The organism is Stenotrophomonas sp. YJH_SMC_6 (genome assembly GCF_059371335.1).
The window spans coordinates 291,181-311,906 of sequence record NZ_JCAFUM010000001.1; the positions used below are offsets into that span (position 1 = coordinate 291,181).

The 20,726-nt window shown below is 65.6% G+C and carries 16 protein-coding genes and 1 tRNA gene; 13 read left to right on the forward strand and 4 right to left on the reverse strand.

Annotation, left to right across the window (positions count from 1 at the left end):
• The first annotated feature begins 228 nt into the window (after positions 1-228).
• The 5 genes from AC5P9N_RS01440 (at position 229) to AC5P9N_RS01460 (ending at position 5,916) form a co-directional block, all read left to right on the forward strand.
• Positions 229-3,099 (forward strand): autotransporter outer membrane beta-barrel domain-containing protein, encoded by a 2,871-nt coding sequence (locus tag AC5P9N_RS01440; RefSeq protein ID WP_099484358.1) that lies wholly within the window; start codon positions 229-231, stop codon positions 3,097-3,099.
• 97 nt (positions 3,100-3,196) lie between these two features.
• Positions 3,197-4,201, forward strand: a complete 1,005-nt coding sequence (locus AC5P9N_RS01445) for a 2-hydroxyacid dehydrogenase (RefSeq protein WP_043034114.1) — start codon at positions 3,197-3,199, stop codon at positions 4,199-4,201.
• Between the two features lie 50 nt (positions 4,202-4,251).
• Positions 4,252-4,327: transfer RNA gene (locus AC5P9N_RS01450), tRNA-Thr, on the forward strand.
• Positions 4,328-4,530: 203 nt separating this feature from the next.
• Positions 4,531-5,556, forward strand: coding sequence for an RHS repeat domain-containing protein (locus AC5P9N_RS01455; protein ID WP_414489026.1), 1,026 nt, complete (start codon positions 4,531-4,533; stop codon positions 5,554-5,556).
• 135 nt (positions 5,557-5,691) lie between these two features.
• Entirely contained in the window at positions 5,692-5,916 is a 225-nt protein-coding gene (locus tag AC5P9N_RS01460) for a TonB family protein (RefSeq protein WP_227415829.1), read from the forward strand.
• Positions 5,917-5,991: 75 nt separating this feature from the next.
• On the opposite strand, the gene AC5P9N_RS01465 is transcribed toward AC5P9N_RS01460, so the two are convergent.
• From AC5P9N_RS01465 to AC5P9N_RS01475, 3 genes are read right to left on the reverse strand one after another with little or no spacing between them, the layout of a single operon-like run.
• Positions 5,992-6,318, reverse strand: a complete 327-nt coding sequence (locus AC5P9N_RS01465; protein ID WP_005408578.1) for a hypothetical protein — start codon at positions 6,316-6,318, stop codon at positions 5,992-5,994.
• A 23-nt stretch (positions 6,319-6,341) separates the two neighbouring features.
• Entirely contained in the window at positions 6,342-6,686 is a 345-nt protein-coding gene (locus AC5P9N_RS01470) for a hypothetical protein (RefSeq protein ID WP_005412641.1), read from the reverse strand.
• Between the two features lie 39 nt (positions 6,687-6,725).
• Positions 6,726-7,337 carry a GyrI-like domain-containing protein gene (locus AC5P9N_RS01475; protein WP_043034112.1) on the reverse strand — a complete coding sequence of 204 codons (612 nt, stop codon included), beginning with the start codon at positions 7,335-7,337 and terminating at the stop codon, positions 6,726-6,728.
• A 353-nt stretch (positions 7,338-7,690) separates the two neighbouring features.
• Here AC5P9N_RS01475 and cyoA point away from each other — a divergent pair, with 353 nt between their 5' ends.
• The 4 genes from cyoA to cyoD are packed head-to-tail and all read left to right on the forward strand — an operon-like array spanning position 7,691 to position 11,707.
• The gene (gene cyoA, locus AC5P9N_RS01480) at positions 7,691-8,731 is read left to right on the forward strand and encodes a ubiquinol oxidase subunit II (protein WP_005408581.1); all 1,041 of its coding nucleotides are present in this window, start codon (positions 7,691-7,693) and stop codon (positions 8,729-8,731) included.
• Positions 8,732-8,733: 2 nt separating this feature from the next.
• Positions 8,734-10,731 carry a cytochrome o ubiquinol oxidase subunit I gene (gene cyoB, locus AC5P9N_RS01485; RefSeq protein WP_005408582.1) on the forward strand — a complete coding sequence of 666 codons (1,998 nt, stop codon included), beginning with the start codon at positions 8,734-8,736 and terminating at the stop codon, positions 10,729-10,731.
• Positions 10,728-11,366: a cytochrome o ubiquinol oxidase subunit III gene (cyoC, locus tag AC5P9N_RS01490; RefSeq protein WP_005408583.1), complete on the forward strand. Its 639-nt coding sequence runs from the start codon at positions 10,728-10,730 to the stop codon at positions 11,364-11,366. The genes cyoB and cyoC overlap by 4 nt, the downstream gene beginning before the upstream one ends.
• Entirely contained in the window at positions 11,366-11,707 is a 342-nt protein-coding gene (cyoD, locus tag AC5P9N_RS01495; RefSeq protein ID WP_005408584.1) for a cytochrome o ubiquinol oxidase subunit IV, read from the forward strand. Before cyoC ends, cyoD begins: the two co-directional genes overlap by 1 nt.
• 492 nt (positions 11,708-12,199) lie before the next feature.
• Here cyoD and AC5P9N_RS01500 read toward each other — a convergent pair whose 3' ends face one another.
• Entirely contained in the window at positions 12,200-14,257 is a 2,058-nt protein-coding gene (locus tag AC5P9N_RS01500; RefSeq protein WP_099484359.1) for a putative bifunctional diguanylate cyclase/phosphodiesterase, read from the reverse strand.
• Between the two features lie 150 nt (positions 14,258-14,407).
• On the opposite strand from AC5P9N_RS01500, the gene radA reads away from it, so the two are divergent.
• The 4 genes from radA to AC5P9N_RS01520 all read left to right on the forward strand — a co-directional run bounded on the left by radA (position 14,408) and on the right by AC5P9N_RS01520 (position 20,674).
• On the forward strand, positions 14,408-15,784 hold the full coding sequence (radA, locus tag AC5P9N_RS01505; protein WP_005408586.1) for a DNA repair protein RadA: 1,377 nt from the start codon (positions 14,408-14,410) through the stop codon (positions 15,782-15,784).
• Positions 15,785-15,905: 121 nt separating this feature from the next.
• Positions 15,906-17,762: an ATP-binding protein gene (locus AC5P9N_RS01510; RefSeq protein WP_099484360.1), complete on the forward strand. Its 1,857-nt coding sequence runs from the start codon at positions 15,906-15,908 to the stop codon at positions 17,760-17,762.
• A gap of 48 nt (positions 17,763-17,810) precedes the next feature.
• Complete coding sequence (locus AC5P9N_RS01515) at positions 17,811-20,117, forward strand: tetratricopeptide repeat protein (RefSeq protein WP_099484361.1); 2,307 nt, start codon at positions 17,811-17,813, stop codon at positions 20,115-20,117.
• Positions 20,118-20,209: 92 nt separating this feature from the next.
• Positions 20,210-20,674: a YqhG/Tai3 family protein gene (locus AC5P9N_RS01520; protein ID WP_099484362.1), complete on the forward strand. Its 465-nt coding sequence runs from the start codon at positions 20,210-20,212 to the stop codon at positions 20,672-20,674.
• Positions 20,675-20,726 lie beyond the last annotated feature (52 nt).

Below are 20,726 nucleotides of genomic sequence, written 5' to 3' on the forward strand. Positions count from 1 at the left end.
CGGCGCGTGGTGGATCAGGGGGGACGGAACGGACAGGGCTGGCCTCGGCTGACGTTGGCGGGTGCGCCTTCGAGTTTTACGCGACGATGACCGGATGGGGAAGAGTGTGTGGTGCCCCTCTCTCATTGTGAATGCATTCATTTTTTCCGGCCGACCGGGCTGGGGGAGATTCCGGCGCTTTGCCGTTTGACTCCTTACCCGCGTGTTGCGGGTGGAGAGAGAGAACGTATGAAGCATTCGAAGTTGAGCCTGGCCCTGGCCGGGCTGATCGCCGTTGGCGCCATCGCGGCGGCTGATGACGTCATGGCAATGAGTTATCACGTGCAGGGGGATCGCATCTTCCTGAGCGGCGGGGTGACCTACGCCGATGTGGTGTCGTTGCCCGCGTTGCTGGCCAAGGCACAGGCCGAGGGCCGGCCGATCCGCGAAGTGGTGCTGCGCACCTCCAATGGTGGCGCGCTGATCGCCGGCGAGTGGCTGCAGGGCGTGATCCGCACGTCCGGCCTGAACACCATCGTGTCCGGCCACTGCATTTCGTCCTGCTCGATCATGCAGTCCGGTGGCGTCGAACGCTATCTGGCCGGTGATCTGCCGATCGTCGATTCGGTACAGATCCACGCGGCCAGCAACAGCGGCAAAGTGATCTACACGCCGTCGCCGCGGATGACCCAGATCTACACCGGCAACTACGGCGGTGGCATCGATGCCGGGCTGCTGCACAAGGCCATGTATGAAGTCGTGCAGCCCAACGGCCTGCTGGTGTTCCGCGATCCGGCGCGCACCACGGGTGCCTCGGTCACTTTCGATCCTGATGGCAGCGGCAGCAAGCTGGAGTCGTTCCCGGGGCAGGACATCTACAGCAACAGGGTCATCACCGCCAAGGGCTACCGCGATCCGGGCGATACGTTGAATGTCACCGCCAACGTGAGCGGCGACATCAACCCGGGCTACCTGCGCACCGGTCGCCAGCTGCAGACCTTCGTCGATGATGACTTCGCGCGCTGGAACACCAACTGGCAGTCCAGCTACATCAACCTGGCGCAGAGCATCTACAACGCCTCCAGCAATGGTCCGCAGGGCATCGGCGCGAACTCGGTACAGGACTACCAGAACGATCCCACATACAAGGCCCTGCTGCTGTCGAAGCTGCGCCTGGGCGACCTGGATGTGTCCACGCTGGACAACTCCATGGGCGTGATCCGCGTGACCAACGGCGCGACATGGCGGACCTCCGCGACCACCGGTGCCGACTTCATGCTGGTCGACAACGGCACCATCGCGCTGGAAGGCGGCGCCCTGCGCGCTTCGGAGGTGCGGGTAATGGGCGCAGGCATGCTGGTCGGCAATGGTGACGTGGCCGGCACCGCTATGGATCTCAGTGCGCTGGCCAGCGGTACCCGCCCGTCCTGGCGCGAGGACGGCTTCAACCGCCTGCGCGTGTACGGGACCCTGATGCCGCGCGGCGGCGATCTGGTCACCCATGGCTACGTCAACATCATGCCGGGCGGGAAGGTGCTGTTCGATGTGACCGAGAACGGCGGGGCGGGCAGTGGCCGCCTGCGCGTAGGCAGTTTCTTCGACAGCAAGCAGACCGACGGCGCGCTGGTGATCTCCAAAGGGGCCTTCCTCGAACTGAACGTGGCGCAGGGTTACTACGGCCAGGACTTCCGCCGTGACCTGGTGCAGGGCCCGATCTACCAGGGCGGCTTCGAAGAGGTCGTGCGCCTGGGTGACACCGGCTACAGCGCCAGCATCACCGGCGGCGAAGTGTTCCGCCCGCGCCACAACTCGCTGCTGAGTTTCAACGTGAAGCAGGCCGCTGACGGCCTGTGGCTGACCGCCAACCCGGGTTTCGACCAGTTGGGCCTGTTCACCAACGGCACTTCCGGCGATGGCTTGGGCCGCGCGCTGGCGACCGCTTCCGATCGCAGGGATGGTGGCCTGAAGTCGCTGCTTGGCGCCCTGCAGTTCGCCGACCGTGACGTTATCGCACAGCAGGCCGGTGCCCTGCGCGGTGACGCGCACGCGACCCTGCGCCTGGCCGACAACGCATTGGTGGGCAGCATCGGCAACGTGGTGCAGCAGCACCAGGCCGCGATGCGCAGTGGCGGTGATGCCGACGGCTTGGCCTCGCAGGCCGCGCAATCGGTGTCGGCGCAGCCGGGCACGCGCCACGGCAGCCTGTTCAACCAACTGGCCATGCATCTGGTCGAGCCGGCGGCGGGTGGCGGTGAAGGCAGTGGCTCTGGTCGCAACCATGGCCTGTGGGCGCGCGGTTTCGCCAGCCACGGCCGCATCGATGCCGACGGTGGCGTGGCAGGCTTGAGCCATAACATCGGCGGCATCGTCGTCGGCGCCGATACCCGCGTTGCCGATGACCGCGTCACTCTGGGCGTCAGCGTGGCCGCGGCGGATATGTCGACCAAGGGCCGCGACGGCTCCAACTTCAGCGGTGACGTGCGCGCGCTGGACGTGGGCGGCTACCTGGACGCGACCTATTCGCGCGGCTATCTCTCGGCGGCGGTGCGCTACACAGACCTGCGTCACGACACCCGCCGCAGCGTCAGCGGTATCGATGGCCTGCAGCAGCCGCTGCGTGCCAAGTACAGCAACGATGCGATCTCCGCGCGGGTGGAGCACGCGTTCTCATTCACCACGGGCAAGGGCCTGGTGATCCAGCCGCTGTTGCCGGTGGTGGACTACGCGCGTACCTCGGCCACGCGCTTCAATGAAGGGCAGGGCGCGGGTGCACTGGTCGGTCGCAGCGGCAGCCTGGAGAGCATCCGCGTGGGCGCCGGCCTGCAGCTGTTCAGGACCTTCGAAGGCAACAACGGCGAGCGCATTACCCCGCGTGCCCGCGTGGTCTGGCAGAAGGAACTGGGTGACTCGCAGGCGCGCTACAGCACCGGCTTCGCCGCAGCACCGGATCTGGTGTTCGGGGCAAGCAGCCAGGCCGTGGGCGAGCAGGTGCTGGCCTGGAACCTGGGCGTGACCAGCCGCGCCAGCGAACGCCTGTCGATCATGGCCGACTACGTGGGCGAGCGTCGTGACGGGCAGATCCAGAACGGCGTGATGCTGGGGCTGGGTTACAAGTTCTGAGTGGCACAGGGCACCGGCGATGTTCGCATCGCCGGTGCCATCCCCACGGACGCGTGGCTGCGGTATGGTCGGCATGGCATTCCATCCAGGTTCTTCCATGCAGATCGCCGTTTTCAGCGCCCGACCCTACGACCGTCGCTTCCTGGACGAAGCCAACCTGCGTGAGGCGGCGGGGCAGGGTTACACGTTCATCTACTTCGATGCCGCGCTGGATGTGCATACCGCAGCGCTGGCACAGGACTGCGCCGCGGTCTGCGTGTTCGTCAACGATCGGCTGGATGCGCAGGTGCTGCGCGCGCTGCACGCGTTGGGTGTGCGGGCCGTGCTGCTGCGCTGTGCGGGCTTCAACAATGTGGACCTGGCCGCTGCGAAAGCGCTGGACCTGTTCGTCGCGCGGGTGCCGGCGTACTCGCCCGAAGCCGTGGCCGAGCACGCATTGGCGCTGGTGATGACCCTCAACCGCCAGACCCATCGTGCCTACAACCGCGTGCGCGAAGGCAACTTCATGCTCGACGGCCTGCTCGGGCGCACCCTGCATGGCCGCACGGTCGGCATCGTCGGTACCGGCAAGATCGGCCTGGCCACCGCGCGCATCTTCAAGGGCATGGGCTGCACGGTGCTGGGGCACGACCCGTATCCGTCGGCGGCCTTCGCAGGTATCGGCGAGATGGTGGCGCTGGATGAACTGCTGGCGCGCGCTGACATCGTCTCGCTGCACTGCCCGCTGACGCCCGATACCCAGCACCTGATCAATGACGCCTCGCTGGCGCGGATGAAACCGGGCGCGATGCTGGTCAACACCTCGCGCGGCGGATTGGTGGATACCCATGCAGTGATCCGCGGGCTGAAGTCGCGGCGGCTCGGCCACCTGGCCATCGACGTCTACGAGCAGGAAAGCGCGCTGTTCTTCCAGGACCTGTCCGGCGAGATCATCGACGACGAGGCCTTCCAGCGCCTGATGACCTTCCCCAACGTGCTGGTGACCGGCCACCAGGGCTTCTTCACCGTGGAGGCGCTGCAGGAGATCTCGGCGATCACGCTGGGGAACCTGCAGGATTTCGCGGCTGGGCGGGTGTGTGCCAACCGGGTAGAGGCGGACTGAGCCGGGTGGATTGACCGCCGGGGCGCCCAGCCCGTAAAATCGCGGGCTCCGCCGGAATAGCTCAGTTGGTAGAGCGGCGCATTCGTAATGCGTAGGTCGCAGGTTCGACTCCTGTTTCCGGCACCAGTTGTAGAAAAGCCCCGGCCTTGGCCGGGGCTTTTTTGTGCTCTGGTATGCCGGCCGCTGGCCGGCAGCTCCAGTAGTGCCAGCCCATGGCTGGCAGGTCGCGATTTTTGAGCCTCGCGATCTACCCGCCCCTCCGCCTTCCCAGGCGCATGGCTCCTTGCACAGTTCCTGACCTGGCAACTGCAGCCGGTCATTCCTGTGCTATGAATACCCAGCCTTGCTTCAAGGCTCTTTTAGAGATTGGAAGGATGCGCAGGTTCGGGGGAACTGCAGGCGGCGTGTTTACCCGCTTCAGGAGATGTGGAGATCGAATTCGTAAGCTGGGGGCATCAGGCGCTTGGCTGTGTTGTGTGCTGCTGATCGGCCTTGGTCTGTCGCCATCCGCAATCGCCCAGACCACTGTGACGTACATCCACACTGACGCCCTGGGCTCGGTCGTGGCTGAGAGCGATGCCAACGGCAATGTGATCAAGCGCTATGACTACGAGCCCTACGGGGCCGTGGTCGGTGGTCAGGTCACGGACGGGCCGGGGTATACCGGGCACGTGAGCGACTCGGCAACGGGCCTGATCTACATGCAGCAGCGCTACATGGATCCGCAGTTGGGTGTGTTCCTGTCGGTTGATCCGGTCACGGCGTATGAGCAGCCGGTGGGGCAGTTCAATCGGTATAGGTATGCGAACGGGAATCCTTACAGGTTCACGGATCCAGATGGGCGAATCGTCAAGTACGCATTTGAAGGCGGAGCGACGCTGCGCGATGGTGCTGCCGTGCTCAACCATTGGATGAAGTCAGAAACCATCAGCTCTGAACTGAAGCAGATTCTCCTATCCGATGAGACCTACACCATACAGTTCAATCGCAATGGTGATTTTGGATATGACGAGAACAAAAGAATCATCAGCATTGATGTCACCTCTGGACTTCGCGTCAAATCCTCCGGGGAGATCCAGTCTCCTGCTCTGGGGGGCGGTCACGAGGTGAGCCATGCTGCCCAGCATGATCGGGTTGGATTGTCCGCTTTCCAGGCTTCGCTTGTTGCGCCACAGTCCAACTCGGAGAGCAACGGCGTGATGCAGATCCGAGTCGGCGTATCTTCGGAGGAGGCGCGGGCTACGGGGGTGGAGACCCGGGCCGCGCGTGAGCTGGGGGAGCCTGCCCGGAAGAGCTACAGCGACACGAACGGCACGGTTAATGTCTGCTCCCCCACCAGCAATCGGGAGTGTTGAATGAACCGCGTTCTGATGCTTGCGTTGGCCTTGTCCAGTGCCTCATGTCGCGCCGGTGAGGAGCTCCCTGGGCCTTGCCAGGCGGCAAGCAGTCCGGTGGAGTCCATTGCGCCGATCGTTTCCGCCGCGACTGAGATGCAGGTGCGTGGCTCTGTCGTGGCGACCGTCGTCGTTGAAGAGGATGGGCGGGTGACAAATCCCGTCATCACGCGGTCACAGTTTGAAGCGCTGGACCGGGGGAGGGTCGACAATGCTGCTTATGAGCGCGCAGCCTTGGTTGCCGTGGCGAAGTGGCGTTTCCCTCCGGTCCCATCCCGGTGCACCAGGAAGGTCACATTCGATTTCCAACGTCTGGATTGAATGAGCCCGGTCAGGCCATGGAAGGCGTTGGCAATCCCCGCCATGGGGCAGCGCGAGTTGGGGAGAAGATCTGCCTCAATAAGCAAGATCGAAATAGTAGATCTTCTTTGCTCCGAACACGCCGCAACCTTCGCTGGTGAGTGCGTGGAAGCCGATCGGTGTCCGCGATGACGCCGCCGACAGGATGGCCGCGTACTTTTCCCGTCCGGATTTGTCGCTGGCCAGATCGATTGTCCAGCGCCCGTCGGAAGCACACTCGTTGTTGGTGGGCTGGCCTTCCAGCCACACGGAAACGAACGTGGATTCGACAACCAGTTTGGTGATTTTTCCGGTCTGGTGTGTATCGGCCCATGCGCTGCCGGACAGCAGCAGTGCACCGAGCGTGATAGCGAGCTGTTTCATGTCTTCCCTGCAGGCCCGGAGGATCAAGCCCTATATATAGCGCAGCAGGTGCCGGATCTGATGAGCACGAGCATCACCAGTTGCCGCAGATAGCCGCCGATCACCCCGGCCAGCACCCCGGCCGCGATCCGCATGGCCAGCCGGAACCATCGCCCGGTGCGTTCCCGCAGCCATGGCAGTACCACCGTTACCTGTGCGGCCAGCAGCAACACCACCACATCCATCCCCAGTGCATCGATCAGCGACAGCAGCGGCAGCAGGTCGGGATTGCAGGCCAGTACAAGCAACAACACGCTGCACAGCAGCGCGAAGGCGCGGCGCCCGGTGGGCAGGGTGGTCCAGCGCAGTAAACGATCAATCAGGGGCATGAAGCTTCTGCTCCTTGTCAGAGCGGTGCTCGCAGGCGGTCATTCCGCGCGGACGGGCTGCCGCAGCACGGTCTTCAACCGCGTCGCGTCGGTCCTGCGCGGGTCGCTCAGGTAGATCTCATGATGGGGGCCGGCAAAGGTGTAACCCAGTGCGGGCATCAGTTCGTCGTGCAGATGGGCCAGGGCCGGACCCTCGTCATCGTAGGCGCCTACGTGAAGCGTCTGCAGGCAGAGGCCCTCTTCAAGAATGTCGTGGCGAAGGCTGGCCGGAACGTCGCCCAGTTTCTTCGCCGCCTTGGCAATGGCAGCCTCCAACTGCGCTGGACGGATCCCATCCGGCGTGCGGATCATCGCCGTCCACCTCCACTCATCCTTGCGGCGTGCCACAAAGCTCGACGGATCCTCGGCGGTCCAAAGCGCTTCCAGCGGTGGCACCACGTAGTCCTGGCCCCCGGCCTTAAGGGCGAACTTCAGTGCATAGCTCACCGAGTACAGCCATTGCACTGCCTGCAGGTAGGCCGGGGCGGTGTTCGGGTCGCCGCGACCGTCGACCATCAGGTAGGGCAGGGGCGGTACATCGACCGGTACGAACTGGCCGGCGGGCGGGTGATAGAGTGCCCGGTCGCGCTTCTTGAAGTCGATCTTGTCCATCGGGGTCTTCCTCCTGTGCCGAGCATCCCATGCCAGGCACCCGTCAGCACGCCTGAACCGATTCAGGTGACTTTGCCGAACGAGGGCGAACGGCCCGCGAACGTCCAGGGCCGGAATGCCGCCCTGGGTCATGCGCCCCGTCATGCCCGCGCGGTGCGACAACGTGTCGCAGCCAGAATCGGGCCTTTCCTGCGCTCGATCAATGTCAATGCCTTTCTTAAATGGTGGGTGACGGCCTAAAATTGAAAGGCTGACTCGACCCACCTCCCTACCTGTCTTCCGGACCGGTGGGACCGGCTTTGGCCGGAACAGGCAGGACGGGGAACGGCATTCCCTCGCAATTGGATCGACCGATGATTCCGTTGAAAACCCTTGGGCGCTGGTTGCGCCCGGGCCTGCTGCTGTCGTTGCTGGTGATGCTCACCGGCTGCGATGCCGTGGCCATCCTCAGTCCGAAGGGCCAGATCGGCCAGGATGAGAAGACCCTGCTGATCACGGCCACCGTGCTCATGCTGCTGGTCGTCATCCCGGTCATCATCATGACCCTGACCTTCGCGTGGAAGTATCGCGCCTCCAACACCAAGGCCCGTTACGAGCCGAAGTGGTCCCACTCGACGGCGATCGAGGTGGTGGTGTGGTCCATTCCCTGCATGATCGTGCTGGTGCTGGCGGTCCTGACCTGGCGTTCGTCGCACGCGCTGGACCCGTATCGTCCGCTGGAATCGGACGTCAAGCCGGTCACCATCGAGGCGATCTCGCTGGACTGGAAGTGGCTGTTCATCTATCCGGAAGAGAAGGTGGCGGTCGTCAACGAAATCAAGTTCCCGGTCAACACGCCGCTGAACTTCAAGATCACGTCCGATTCGGTGATGAATGCCTTCTTCATCCCGCACCTGGGCAGCATGATCTACTCGATGGCTGCGATGGAGACCAAGCTCCACCTGATCGCCAACGAGACCGGTGAATTCCCGGGCATGTCCTCGCACTACAGTGGCGCAGGCTTTGCCAAGATGCACTTCACCGCCTACTCGGTCACCGATGCCGAATACCGCCAGTGGCTGGACCAGGTCCGTGCCGGTGAGCAGACCCTGGACAAGGCCTCGTTCAAGGCCCTGGGTGAAGCACGCAACGCCGAGTGGTATCCGGTCACCTACTTCGGCAAGACCGAAGAAGGCCTGTTCGACTGGGTCATCGCCAAGCACATGGGCGACAACAAGCATTACGGCATGAAGCACTCGCACGCCGGTGCCGCCGCTGCCGATGCCGCCAGCCATGAAGCGCACGAGGGGCATGCCCCCAGTGACGCGCATGATTCCAAGGAATCGGGTGAAAACCTGGATGCCACCGAACACGAACACGCTGGCCATGCTGGCCACGCGGGTTCGGGAGAATGAACATGTTGGGAAAACTCTCTCTTGAGTCGATCCCCCACGATCCGATCGTGCTGACCACCCTGGTCGGCGCGGTGCTGGGTGGCCTGGGCGTCATGGCCCTGATCACCAAGTTCAAGCTGTGGGGCTATCTGTGGAAGGAGTGGTTCACCTCGGTGGATCACAAGAAGATCGGCGTGATGTACCTCATCGTCGCCTTCGTCATGCTGCTGCGCGGCTTCTCCGACGCCATCATGATGCGTACCCAGCAGGCGCTCGCCGTCGGCGGGTCCGAGGGTTACCTGCCGCCGCACCACTACGACCAGATCTTCACCGCCCACGGCGTGATCATGATCTTCTTCGTGGCGATGCCGCTGATCACCGGCCTGATGAACCTGGCCGTGCCGCTGCAGATCGGTGCGCGCGACGTCGCGTTCCCGTTCGTCAACTCGCTCAGCTTCTGGCTGTTCGTGTCGGGCGCTGTGCTGATCATGCTGTCGCTGTGGATCGGTGAGTTCGCTGCCACCGGCTGGCTGGCGTTCCCGCCGTTGTCGGGCATCGAATACAGTCCAAGCGTCGGCATGGACTACTACATCTGGGGTCTACAGGTCGCAGGCCTGGGTACCACGCTGAGCGGTATCAACTTCTTCATCACCATCCTGAAGATGCGTACCCCCAGCATGAAGCTGATGCAGATGCCGGTGTTCACCTGGACCGCCCTGGTGACCAACGTGCTGATCGTCGCTGCCTTCCCGGTGCTGACCATCACCCTGGTGCTGCTGACCCTGGACCGTTACCTGGGTACGCACTTCTTCACCAATGACGGTGGCGGCAACGCCATGCTGTACATCAACCTGATCTGGATCTGGGGTCACCCGGAGGTGTACATCCTGGTCCTGCCGGCGTTCGGTGTGTTCTCCGAAGTCATCGCGACCTTCTCGCGCAAGGCGCTGTTCGGCTACAAGGGCATGGTCTACGCCACCGCCTGCATCGGCGTGCTGTCGTTCATCGTGTGGCTGCACCACTTCTTCACCATGGGCTCGGGTGCCAACGTCAATGCCTTCTTCGGCATCACGACGATGATCATCTCGATCCCGACCGGCGTGAAGATCTTCAACTGGCTGTTCACCATGTTCCGCGGCCGCGTGCACTTCACCACCCCGGTGCTGTGGACCATCGGCTTCATGGTCACCTTCGTCATCGGCGGCATGACCGGCGTGATGCTGGCGATCCCGGCCATCGACTTCGTGCTGCACAACAGCCTGTTCCTGATCGCCCACTTCCACAACGTCATCATCGGCGGCGTGGTGTTCGGCATGTTCGCCGGCATCACCTACTGGTGGCCGAAGATGTTCGGCTTCCGCCTCAACGAGTTCTGGGGCAAGTGCGCGTTCTGGTGCTGGTTCATCGGCTTCTACGTGACCTTCATGCCGATGTACGTGCTGGGCTTCATGGGCATGACCCGCCGCCTGCAGAGCACCGTCAACCCGGCCTATGAGCCGCTGCTGCTGATTGCCGCCGCAGGTGCCTTCATCGTGGGTGCCGGCATCCTGTGCCAGATCATCCAGGTGGCCGTGTCGATCCGCGACCGCAAGAAGACCGTCGACCTGACCGGCGACCCGTGGGATGCCCGTACGCTGGAGTGGGAAACCTCTTCGCCGCCGGCCTTCTACAACTTCGGCACCCTGCCGGAAGTCACCGAACTGGACGATTTCTGGGAGCGCAAGCAGCGTGGTGAAGCCTGGCCGAAGCCGGCCAAGTACACCGACATCCACATGCCGCGCAACACCGGCACGGGCGTTGTCATCGGTGCCTTCAGCCTGGTGTTCGGCTTCGCGATGATCTGGCACATCTGGTGGCTGGCCATCGTCGGCTTCGTCGGCATGATCGCCACGTTCATCTACCGCACCTTCGACCAGGACGTGGACTACTGGGTCCCGGCCGCCGAGGTGGAACGCATCGAGAACGAACACCGCAAGCACCTGGAAGCCCAGGGCCTGGTGAAGTCGGAGCTGAAGGCATGAGCACCAATACCTCGACCCTGAGCCACGGGCACGCCGCGCATGCGGCGGCCCATGGCCATGACGACCACGAGCACCACGACACCGGCGGCAACACCGTCTTCGGTTTCTGGGTGTACCTGATGAGCGACTGCCTCATCTTCGCCTCGCTGTTCGCCACCTACGTCGTGCTGGCAGGCGGCACCGATGGTGGCCCCACCGCGAAGGACCTGTTCGAACTGCCGTTCGTGGCATGGGAAACCGCGCTGTTGCTGACCTCGTCGCTGACCTTCGGCCTGGGCATGATCGCCATGCACCGCAAGCAGATGGGCCAGATGTACCTGTGGCTGGGCATCACCTGGCTGCTGGGCTTCGGCTTCATGTGCATGGAAGTGTGGGAGTTCCAGCACCTGATCCACCAGGGCTACGGTCCGGACCGCAGTGCCTTCCTGTCGGCGTTCTTCGCCCTGGTCGGTACCCACGGCCTGCACGTCAGCGCCGGCCTGCTGTGGCTGCTGGTGATGTTCGTGCAGCTGAAGAAGTACGGCCTGACCCCGACCAACAAGACCCGCATGGCGTGCCTGAGCCTGTTCTGGCACTTCCTGGACCTGATCTGGATCGGCGTGTTCTCCGTCGTCTACCTCAATGGAGCCCTGTAATGGCACATGACAACCATGCACACGACCACGGCACCGGCGGCGAAAGCCATGGCACCGTGAAGTCGTACCTGATCGGCTTCGTGCTGGCGGTGGTGCTGACCGTCATCCCGTTCTGGATGGTGATGTCGGGTGATTTCTCGCGCACCGTCAACGGTGTGGTCATCGCGATCACGGCAGTGCTGCAGATGCTGGTCCACCTGGTGTTCTTCCTGCACCTGGACCGCTCTTCGGAAAGCCGCTGGAACGTCAACGCTGCGGCCTTCACCGTGGTGGTGATCGGCATCATCGTGGTCGGTACCCTGTGGGTCATGCACAACATGAACGTACACATGATGCACTGACGTCCGCGCGACGTTGCCACGCAGAAAGGCCGCCCTCGGGCGGCCTTTTTGTTTGTCGCGCCCACCGGGAATGGCACGCGCGGTGGTAGTGCCGGCCGCTGGCCGGCAATTACGGGAAGCCGGCCAGCGGCCGGCTCTACCAGGATCCACGCCATGCGTGGATGGGGTCAGAGTCCTTGCCTGCGACAAGGGATCCGACCCCAAAGCCATCGGCCTCATCCCACCTGGCATGGCCGGCACAGGGGGTAGTGCCGGCCGCTGGCCGGCAGTTGCGGGAAGCCGGCCAGCGGCCGGCTCTACCAGGAGATCCACGCTGTACGGGGATGGGGTCAGAGCCCTTGCCTGCAGCAAGGGATCCGACCCCAAAGCCATCGGCCTCATCCCACCTGGCATGCCGGCACAGGGGGTAGTGCCGGCCGCTGGCCGGCAGTTGCGGGAAGCCGGCCAGCGGCCGGCTCTACCAGGAGATCCACGCCATGCGTGGATGGGGTCTCACCCCACCCGGCGCAGGAATTCCTCGGCGTCCATCGGTCGGCCCAGGTGGTAACCCTGCAATTGATCACACCCCAGTTCGCTCAGGTACTCGCGCTGTGCCTGCGTCTCCACACCCTCTGCCACCACCTGCAGCTGCAGGGTGCGCCCCAGCGCGATGATCGACGAGACGATGGCGGCATCCTCTTCATTGCATTCCAGATCGTGCACGAACGCGCGGTCGATCTTCAGTTCGGTGGCGGGCATGCGCTTCAGGTAGAGCAGGCTGGAATAGCCCGTGCCGAAGTCGTCGATGGCAATGTGCACGCCCATCGCGGTCAGGTCGTTGAGAATCGCCAGGCTGGCGTCCACGTCCTTCATCGCCGTGGTCTCGGTGATCTCCAGGGTCAGGCACGCCGGCTCGATGCGGTGCCGTTGCAGCACTTCGCGCACACTGTCCAGCAGCGCCGGCGAGGCGAACTGCAACGGTGACAGGTTCACCGCCATCGACCATTCGGAATGTCCGGCATCGTGCCACGCGCGCAGCTGTGCACAGGCACGGTCCAGTACCCAGTCACCGATCGGCAGGATCAGACCGCTGCGTTCGGCGATGGGAATGAACACATCCGGCGCCAGCAGGCCCAGCTCGGGATGCTGCCAGCGCAGCAGCGCTTCGGCGCCGGTGGCCGGTGCGCCGGCGGCAGGGAACTTGGGCTGGTAGTGCAGCACCAGCTCGTCGCGGGCGATGGCCTTGCGCAGGTCCTGCAGCAGGCGCAGCTGGCGGTTGGCACTGAGCTGCATCGAGGGGGTGAAGAACGTATAGCCGTTCCGGCCGGTCTCCTTGGTGTGGTACATCGCCGCATCGGCGTGTGCCATCAGCTCGCGCTCGTTGCCGGCATCAGCCGGATACAGGGCGATGCCCAGGCTGGCGCTGACCTGCAGCTCGGCTGCATCCAGCAGGAACGGTTCGCCCGCCGCCGCGATGATCCGCTCGGCGACCACCACTGCATCGTCGGGAACATCGATGGCCAGCACGATCACGAACTCGTCGCCGCCGAGGCGGGCGAAGGTGTCCTGTGGCCGCAGTAGGCCGCCGATACGCTGCGCCACCGCCACCAGCAGGCGATCTCCCAGCTGGTGTCCGTACGCATCATTGACCGCCTTGAAGCCGTCCAGGTCGCAGAACATCACCGCCACCGCCTGGTTGCGCCGCCGCGCCTTCTCGATGGCCTGCTCGATGCGGTCCTGCAGCAGCATGCGGTTGGGCAGCTGGGTCAGCGGGTCGTGCAGGGCGGCCTGGATCAGCCTGTCGTTGGCGTGTGCCAGTGAATCGGCCAGCAGCCCGGTGCGCACGCGCATCTGCCGGTCGAACAGCGAGGCCACCAGGGCGATGCCCAGGGTCGCTACCGTGGTGACGATCACCAGCACCGCCAGCCAACGCGTGTCGATGCCGCCGCTGCCGACCGCGCCGCAGATGCTGCCCTCCGGGAAGCGCGCCGCGGCCATGCCGGTGTAGTGCATGCCGACGATGGCCAGGCCCATCACCAGTGAGGCGAGCAGGCGCAGGCGCGTGGTGTTGCGCTGCTCGGCACGCAGGCGGAAGGCAATCCACAGCGCCGCACCGGCGGCGCCGATGGCAACCGCGATGGAGGCAGCGAACCAGCCCGGGTGATAGGCGATGCCCGGCTGCATGCGCATCGCGGCCATGCCCAGGTAGTGCATGGTGGCAATGCCCAGGCCCATCAGCACGGCGCCGGCCAGCAGACGTCGCCAGGGCAGGCTGGACCGCGACACCAGCCACAGCGCATAGGCCGAGGCGCCGATCGACACGGCCAGCGAGTACAGGGTGATGCCGAGGTCATAGCCGACCGGAATCGGCAGGTCGAAGGCCAGCATGCCGATGAAATGCATCGACCAGATACCCAGGCCCATCGCCGCCGCGCCGCCGGCCAGCCACCAGCGGGCCACGCGGCCCTCGGCGGTGGCCAGGCGGCCGGCCATGTCCAGCGCCGTGTACGAAGCAAGAATGGCCACCAGCAGGGAGATGGCGACCAGGCTCTGACTGTAACTGCCAGTCATGTTGAATCCAGAGGGGGAGGGAGGGGGCGCCCGCAAGGCGCACGCCCGCGACAGCTATCGGCGCGGGCAGACGGGACTTGAGCGGTCGCAGCACCTGCGACCCGGCTCGGCTATCCTGCCACGCCTGTTCCCGTTGCTGGAAATCATCCGATGGCCAAAGCCCGCACCGCCTACGTCTGCAATGAATGCGGCGCCGAATTCAGCAAGTGGCAGGGCCAGTGCACCGAGTGCAACGCCTGGAACTCGCTGTCGGAAATCGTGCTGGAGAGCGCGGCGGCGGCCAAGGCGCCGGCGTCGCGCCGGGCGGGTTGGGCGGGCAAGATCGATCCGCCGAAGATCACCGCGCTGAAGGACGTGGAGCAGACCGAGCACCGCCGGGTCAGCACCGGCATCGGCGAGTTCGACCGCGTGCTCGGCGGTGGCCTGGTCGAGGGCGCGGTGGTGCTGGTCGGCGGTGACCCGGGCATCGGCAAGTCGACCCTGCTGCTGCAGGCAGTGGCAAAGATGGCGGCCGAACTGCCGGTGCTGTACGTCACCGGCGAGGAGTCGCTGGCGCAGGTGGCCGGTCGTGCGCACCGGCTGGAACTGCCACTGGATGGGGTCAACGCGCTGGCCGAGACCGGCGTCGAGTCGATCCTGCAGCATGCCTCCAGGGCGGGCCCGCGGCTGATCGTGGCCGATTCGGTGCAGACCCTGTGGACCGAGAGCCTGACCGCCGCACCGGGTTCGGTCAGCCAGGTGCGCGAGAGCGCGGCGCGGCTGGTGCGTTTCGCCAAGGAGACCGGCACCGCCGTGTTCCTGGTCGGCCACGTGACCAAGGAGGGCGGCATCGCCGGCCCGCGCGTGCTCGAACACATGGTCGATGCGGTGCTGTACTTCGAAGGCGAGAGCGGCAGCCGCTTCCGTTTGCTGCGCGCGTTCAAGAACCGCTTCGGTGCGGTCAACGAACTCGGCGTGTTCGCGATGGGGGACAAGGGCCTGAAGGAAGTCTCCAATCCATCGGCCATCTTCCTGTCCGGCGGCAGCACCCATCAGCCGGGCAGCTGCGTGATGGTCACCCGCGAGGGCACGAGGCCCCTGCTGGTGGAGGTGCAGGCACTGGTCGATGCATCGCCGCTGTCGAACCCGCGCCGTGTTGCGGTCGGCCTGGAGCAGAACCGCCTGGCCATGTTGCTGGCCGTGCTGCACCGTCACGGCGGCGTGCTGGTCGGCGACCAGGACGTGTTCGTCAATGTGGTCGGGGGTATCCGCGTACAGGAGACCGCGGCCGACCTGCCGGTGCTGCTGGCGGTGCTGTCCTCGCTGCAGGACCGGCCGCTGGCGGAAAAGACGATTGCCTTTGGCGAGGTTGGCCTGTCCGGCGAGATCCGCCCGGTGCCCAACGGCGAGGACCGCCTGCGCGAGGCGGCCACCCATGGTTTCAAGCGCGCCATCGTGCCCAAGGCCAACGCGCCCAAGGGCGGTTCGGTGAAGGGCATGGAAGTGATCGCGGTGGAGCGCCTGTCCGAGGCCATCGACGCGGCGTGATGCGCGGGGCCCTGCCTCTACAAGCGTCGTATACGGCAACGGTCAGCCTGCCTGTGCTAGTTTTTCCCGCTCGACGAAGGCGCCCTCTGGCGTCTTTCCGTGCCCAGGAGTAAACGATTACATGCAGGACACCACGCTCACCGCCCCCAACGCTGAAATCCGTCGTGCCGGGGTCGATCTCAATGGACTGATGACGGTGCTGGGCAAGCACCTGTACTCCACTCCGGTGGTGGCGCTGCGTGAGCTGGTGCAGAACGCGCACGACTCGATCATCCGTCGTCGCATCGAACAGCCCGGCATCGAAGTGCCTTCGCGCATCTCGGTACAGGTCGATGCCGCTGCCGGCGTGCTGCGCATCATCGATACCGGTGCTGGCCTGACCCGCCAGGAAATCCACGACTACCTGGCTACCGTGGGCGTCGGCTACACCCGTGGCCTGCGCCAGGGCGGCGAGGACGATGAGGGCCTGATCGGCATGTTCGGCCTCGGATTCCTGTCGGCCTTCGTGCTGGCGCGCAGGGTCAGCGTGCGTACCACCTCGTACCAGACGCCGGAACTGGGTCATCTGTACGTGTCCAGCAATGCCGAGCAGTACACCGTCAGCGAAATGCCGGCGCGCGCGGTTGGCACCGAGGTGGAACTGGAGCTGCATCCGGATTTCCTGCCGCTGGCCAACGAGGCGCGCCTGCACGAGGTGCTGGGCCGCTATTGCGCGCTGCTGTCCGAGCCGATCTTCATCGGTGCTGCGGCCGAGGCGCTCAACCCCGAGCCGCCGCCGTGGCGCAGCCAGGGTGACGTCGTCGTGCATCCGGTGCAGGCGCGTCGTCAGGCGCTGCAGTTCGCTGCGCGCTTCGAGCATGATTTCGAGCCGATCGTCACCGTGCCACTGCACGCGGATGGCGACAGCGATGCCACCGGCCTGCTGTGGGTCCAGGACGGCGCTACCTACGGCACCAGTGACAACCGCAATCTTTCGGTGTTCGTGCGCGGCATGCTGCTGGACGACGATGCGCGCGACCTGCTGCCGCCGTGGGCCGGTTTCATCGGCGGGGTGATCGAATCCTCGCGGCTGACGCCCACCGCCAGCCGCGAAGACCTGCAGCGCGATGACCAGTACCGGGCCGTGCAGCACGCGCTGCTGGAGGCGCTGATTGATGGCCTGGCCGACGTCGCGCGGCAGCAGCCGGAAGCCTGGCGACGCGTTCTCACGCGCCATAATGAGGCCTTGCTGGGCGCGGCGCTGTGCGATGACCGCCTGTTCGACCTGCTGCTGGAGCACGTGCGCGTGCCGACTTCGCAGGGCGACCTGCCGGCCAGTGCGCTGCCGGCACGGGGTGCCGTGCACGTGATTCTCGACAATGGCGGTGGCTTCGAGGAGATGCTGTTCCGTGCGATGGGGGTACCGGTCGCGCATGGCCACCGCTATGCAGTCGTGCCGTTCCTGCGTCGCTGGGCCCAGGCCAAGGGCCTGCGCCTGGTTGAACTGGGGACCGAGCAGGGTAACCGTGCACTGTTCCGAAGCGATGACAGCCTCGACGAGGCGCAGCTGGCATGGCTGCGCGAGCAGCTGGGCGACGGCGAACAGTTGCTGCCGGCACGCTTCAGCCCCGAGTCGCTGCCGGTGGTGGTGGTGCCCGACCGCGAAGCCGAGCTGAAGCAGCGCCTGGAAGACGACGAGAACGACAAGCGCGTGTCGATGGCCGCGCTGCGCCTGGCCCGGCAGTTCACCGCACGCATCGAGTCGCGCGCGCCGTCGCGGCTGTACCTCAACCTCGACAACCCGGCAGTGCAGGCGCTGTTGCGCGCCCAGCGCGAGGGGCATCCACAGGCCGAAGCCGCAGCCCGTCTGCTGCGCTCACTGAAGATCATCGTCGCCGCGCAGGGCCGCCCGCTGGCACGCGCGAACGCTACGCCCGGCCCGGATCTCAACGGCGCCTTTACCGATATTGCCGGTGCCCTGCAGCAGATGCTGCGCTGAGCACCGTACCTTCTCATCCAGCCTTCGCTAGACAGGAGCACTTACCCCATGGACATCTGGAACTGGGTCGAAAAACTGCAGGGTGACCTGCGCCAGGCCGGCCAGGCGCAGAACGCGCACCTGCTGAACCGTCTCGCCGACGAGGTGAGTGAACTGCAGATCGACCGCGTCGATGCGTTGCTGCCCGAGGCGCGTGCGCTGGGCAAGGCGCTGGACAACCCGTGGGTCGACGTCTATGTCGGCCACTGGGCGCTGCGCAACCGCGTCGGCAACCGCGTCGAAGGCGAGAGCGCGCTGGGCGAAGCGGTGGCGCTGTTCGAACGTGCGCACCGTGAGGACACGCTGGAATGCCCGCAGTCGATCTGCGTGACCCAGGATCTGGCTGCCTGCTATGGCAACATCGATGGCCCGGGCTGGGTGCCCGAGCGCATCGAGGTCTGCGATGAAACACTGGGTCGCATCGACCCGAGCTGGGCGTGTTTCCAGTGCCTGAGCTGCGAGAAGGCCGACGCGCTGCTCGATGATGGTCGTGGCCAGGCGGCGCTGGATTACCTGCAGGCGCAGGCCGATGCCGTGGAGGCCTGTGGCAAGGAAGTGTTCGACAGCTTCCCGGAGATGCAGATCAAGATCCTGCTGGGAATGGGCCGTGCCGATGAGGCACTGGCGCTGATCGAAAAGCGGGAGGCCGAAGTTGCTGCGTCCGGAGAGTACGAACCGGCCAACTGCACGGTGCCGCGCCGCCTGTCCAAGGCCTGGGCGCTGGCCCAGCTGGGCCGCGACGAAGAGGCGCTGCAGCAGCTGGTGCCGTGGAGCGAGCTGACTCCGAACTACTGGCGCCTGTGGGCCAACACCGCCGCCGCGCTCTGCCAGCGGGATCCTGCGCGCAACACCTGGGATCTGGGCACGCGATTCAACACGATCATCGAGCACTTTGCCCGGGTCGGATCGCATCGCCTGCTGATCGAAGTGGCAGCGCTGAGCCTGGAGCTGGCGCTGCAGCGTGGCGCGCGCTGGGTGGCACTGCGGCAGCTGGAACTGGCCCGCACCCATCTGGCGCAGCTGCGCCAGGATCGTGGTGCTGCGGCGCTGGTGGCCGGCCTGGCCACGCGCATCGACGCGTTGCCGGATGTCGCACCGCTGCCGGCGCCGGCGGGCGAGCTGCTGGCATGGCTGGACGCGCAGGGCGAACAGAACCAGTCGCGCGATCCCGAGCGCGAAGCGCAGTGGTTGCTGCAGGCGCATGCCGAGCTGCCCGATGACGAGGCGCTGGCCGAGATGGCGGCCAGCGCACTCAATGCCTGCGGCGCGCAGCCCGAGGCGCGCGCGCTGCTGTGGCGGTTCGTACGCAGCCATGCGCAGAACGATGGTCCCGCGGCCTACACGTTGATGCGCTGGCTGGCCGAACAGGGCGACGACGATGGCCTGCGCCAGCTGGCCGATCTCTACCGTGGCAGCGTGCCGGTGTTCGCGCACTGGTGCGAGGTGCAGCGTGCACGCCGCGTGTCCGACTGGCCGGCGCTGGAGCAGGCGGCCCGATCCCTTCTGGAGCTGTCTCCGGGCTCGCACGGCGCGCGCGGCACGCTGGCGCGCATGTACATGGAAACCGGCCGCTTCAGCGAAGCACAGGCCTGCTATGCGCAGCTGGTTGAATTGCTGGAAGAGCCGAATGCCGCGCATTGGGACCACATGAGCGCCGCCAGCGCGGCGCGGGATTGGGACGCCGTGCGTCGCTCGGCGAAGGCGATCGGCATGGAGCTGTCCAGCCAGGAAGGCGTGGTCGAAGAGCCGTGGGGCTGGGTGATCATCCGCAGCGAAGAGAACGGTGAGCCGATGGAGTACTACGCCCGTCGCAGCGGACCGGTGACCGCGCGCATCGTCGAGAACGCGCCGTCCAACCGCGCCCAGCAGGTGGGCGACTGGGTGGTGTTCGATGCCGCGCTGGTGCATCCGGCACCCGAGGAGGAGGATGCACGCGAGCATTTCATCCCGACCTATGCGCAGGTGCATGTGCTGGAACGCGGCGGCTTCGCCCGCAGCTGGATGATCGATGGCGCGCACCCGGGCGAAGAGGCCTGGAACGTCTTCGTCGAGGCGGCCGAAGCACAGGGTTGGAAGGTGTGGTCGCACAGCCGCCCGGACTACACCGTCACCGACCCCGATGTGGAAGACGGCACGCTGCCCGGCCTGCTGTTCACCGTGGCCCAGCCGCAGGACCATGCACCGCTGGCGCTGCACCGCTTCCTCCAGCAGCAGACCGCGACGTGGCCGCATCCGCATTGCTGGCTGCGCCTGGCCGAAGCCTGCGACCAGGATCGCCAGCCGCACCTGGACGTGATCGAGCGTTACGGGTTGTAAGCCGGGTATCGGGTAGTGCCGGCCGCTGGCCGGCAGCACCGGGATATCCTGTAGTGCCGGCCAGCGGCCGGCACTCCCTCGAGGAGAAATACATGCGAAAGACAGGGATGTTCGTGATCGCCGGGCTGCTGCTGGCCCCCACCGTGCAGGCTGCTCCCGCCTGCCGGGAGCCTGCGGCTGTGGCCCGCGCGTTCTACGAGGCGACGACCGGCAACGGTGATCTGCTGGAGCCGCCGGCTGCGCTGGTCAGCGCGGCCTTCGGCAAGGCGCTGCGTGATGAGCGTGCCTGCCAGCAGCGCGAGGAGGGCATCTGCACGATCGATTCCGATCCGTGGCTGGATGCGCAGGATGGCGACATCGACAGCCCCGTGCGTTACAGCTGGAAAGAGGCCTCGGCGACCACCGGTCAGGTAGAAATGCGCTATTGGGTCTGGAAGAAGGCCTACGTGACCCGGTTGCCGATGGTGCGCCAGGGCCAGGGCTGCTGGCAGGTCGATGACATCCTCACCAACAGCGGCCGTTCGGTGCGGAAGATCCTGGCGCAGCCGGTGCCCTGACCGGCGGCAGCATCCACGCAGGGTGCGGTCCAGTTGCCGGCCAGCGGCCGGC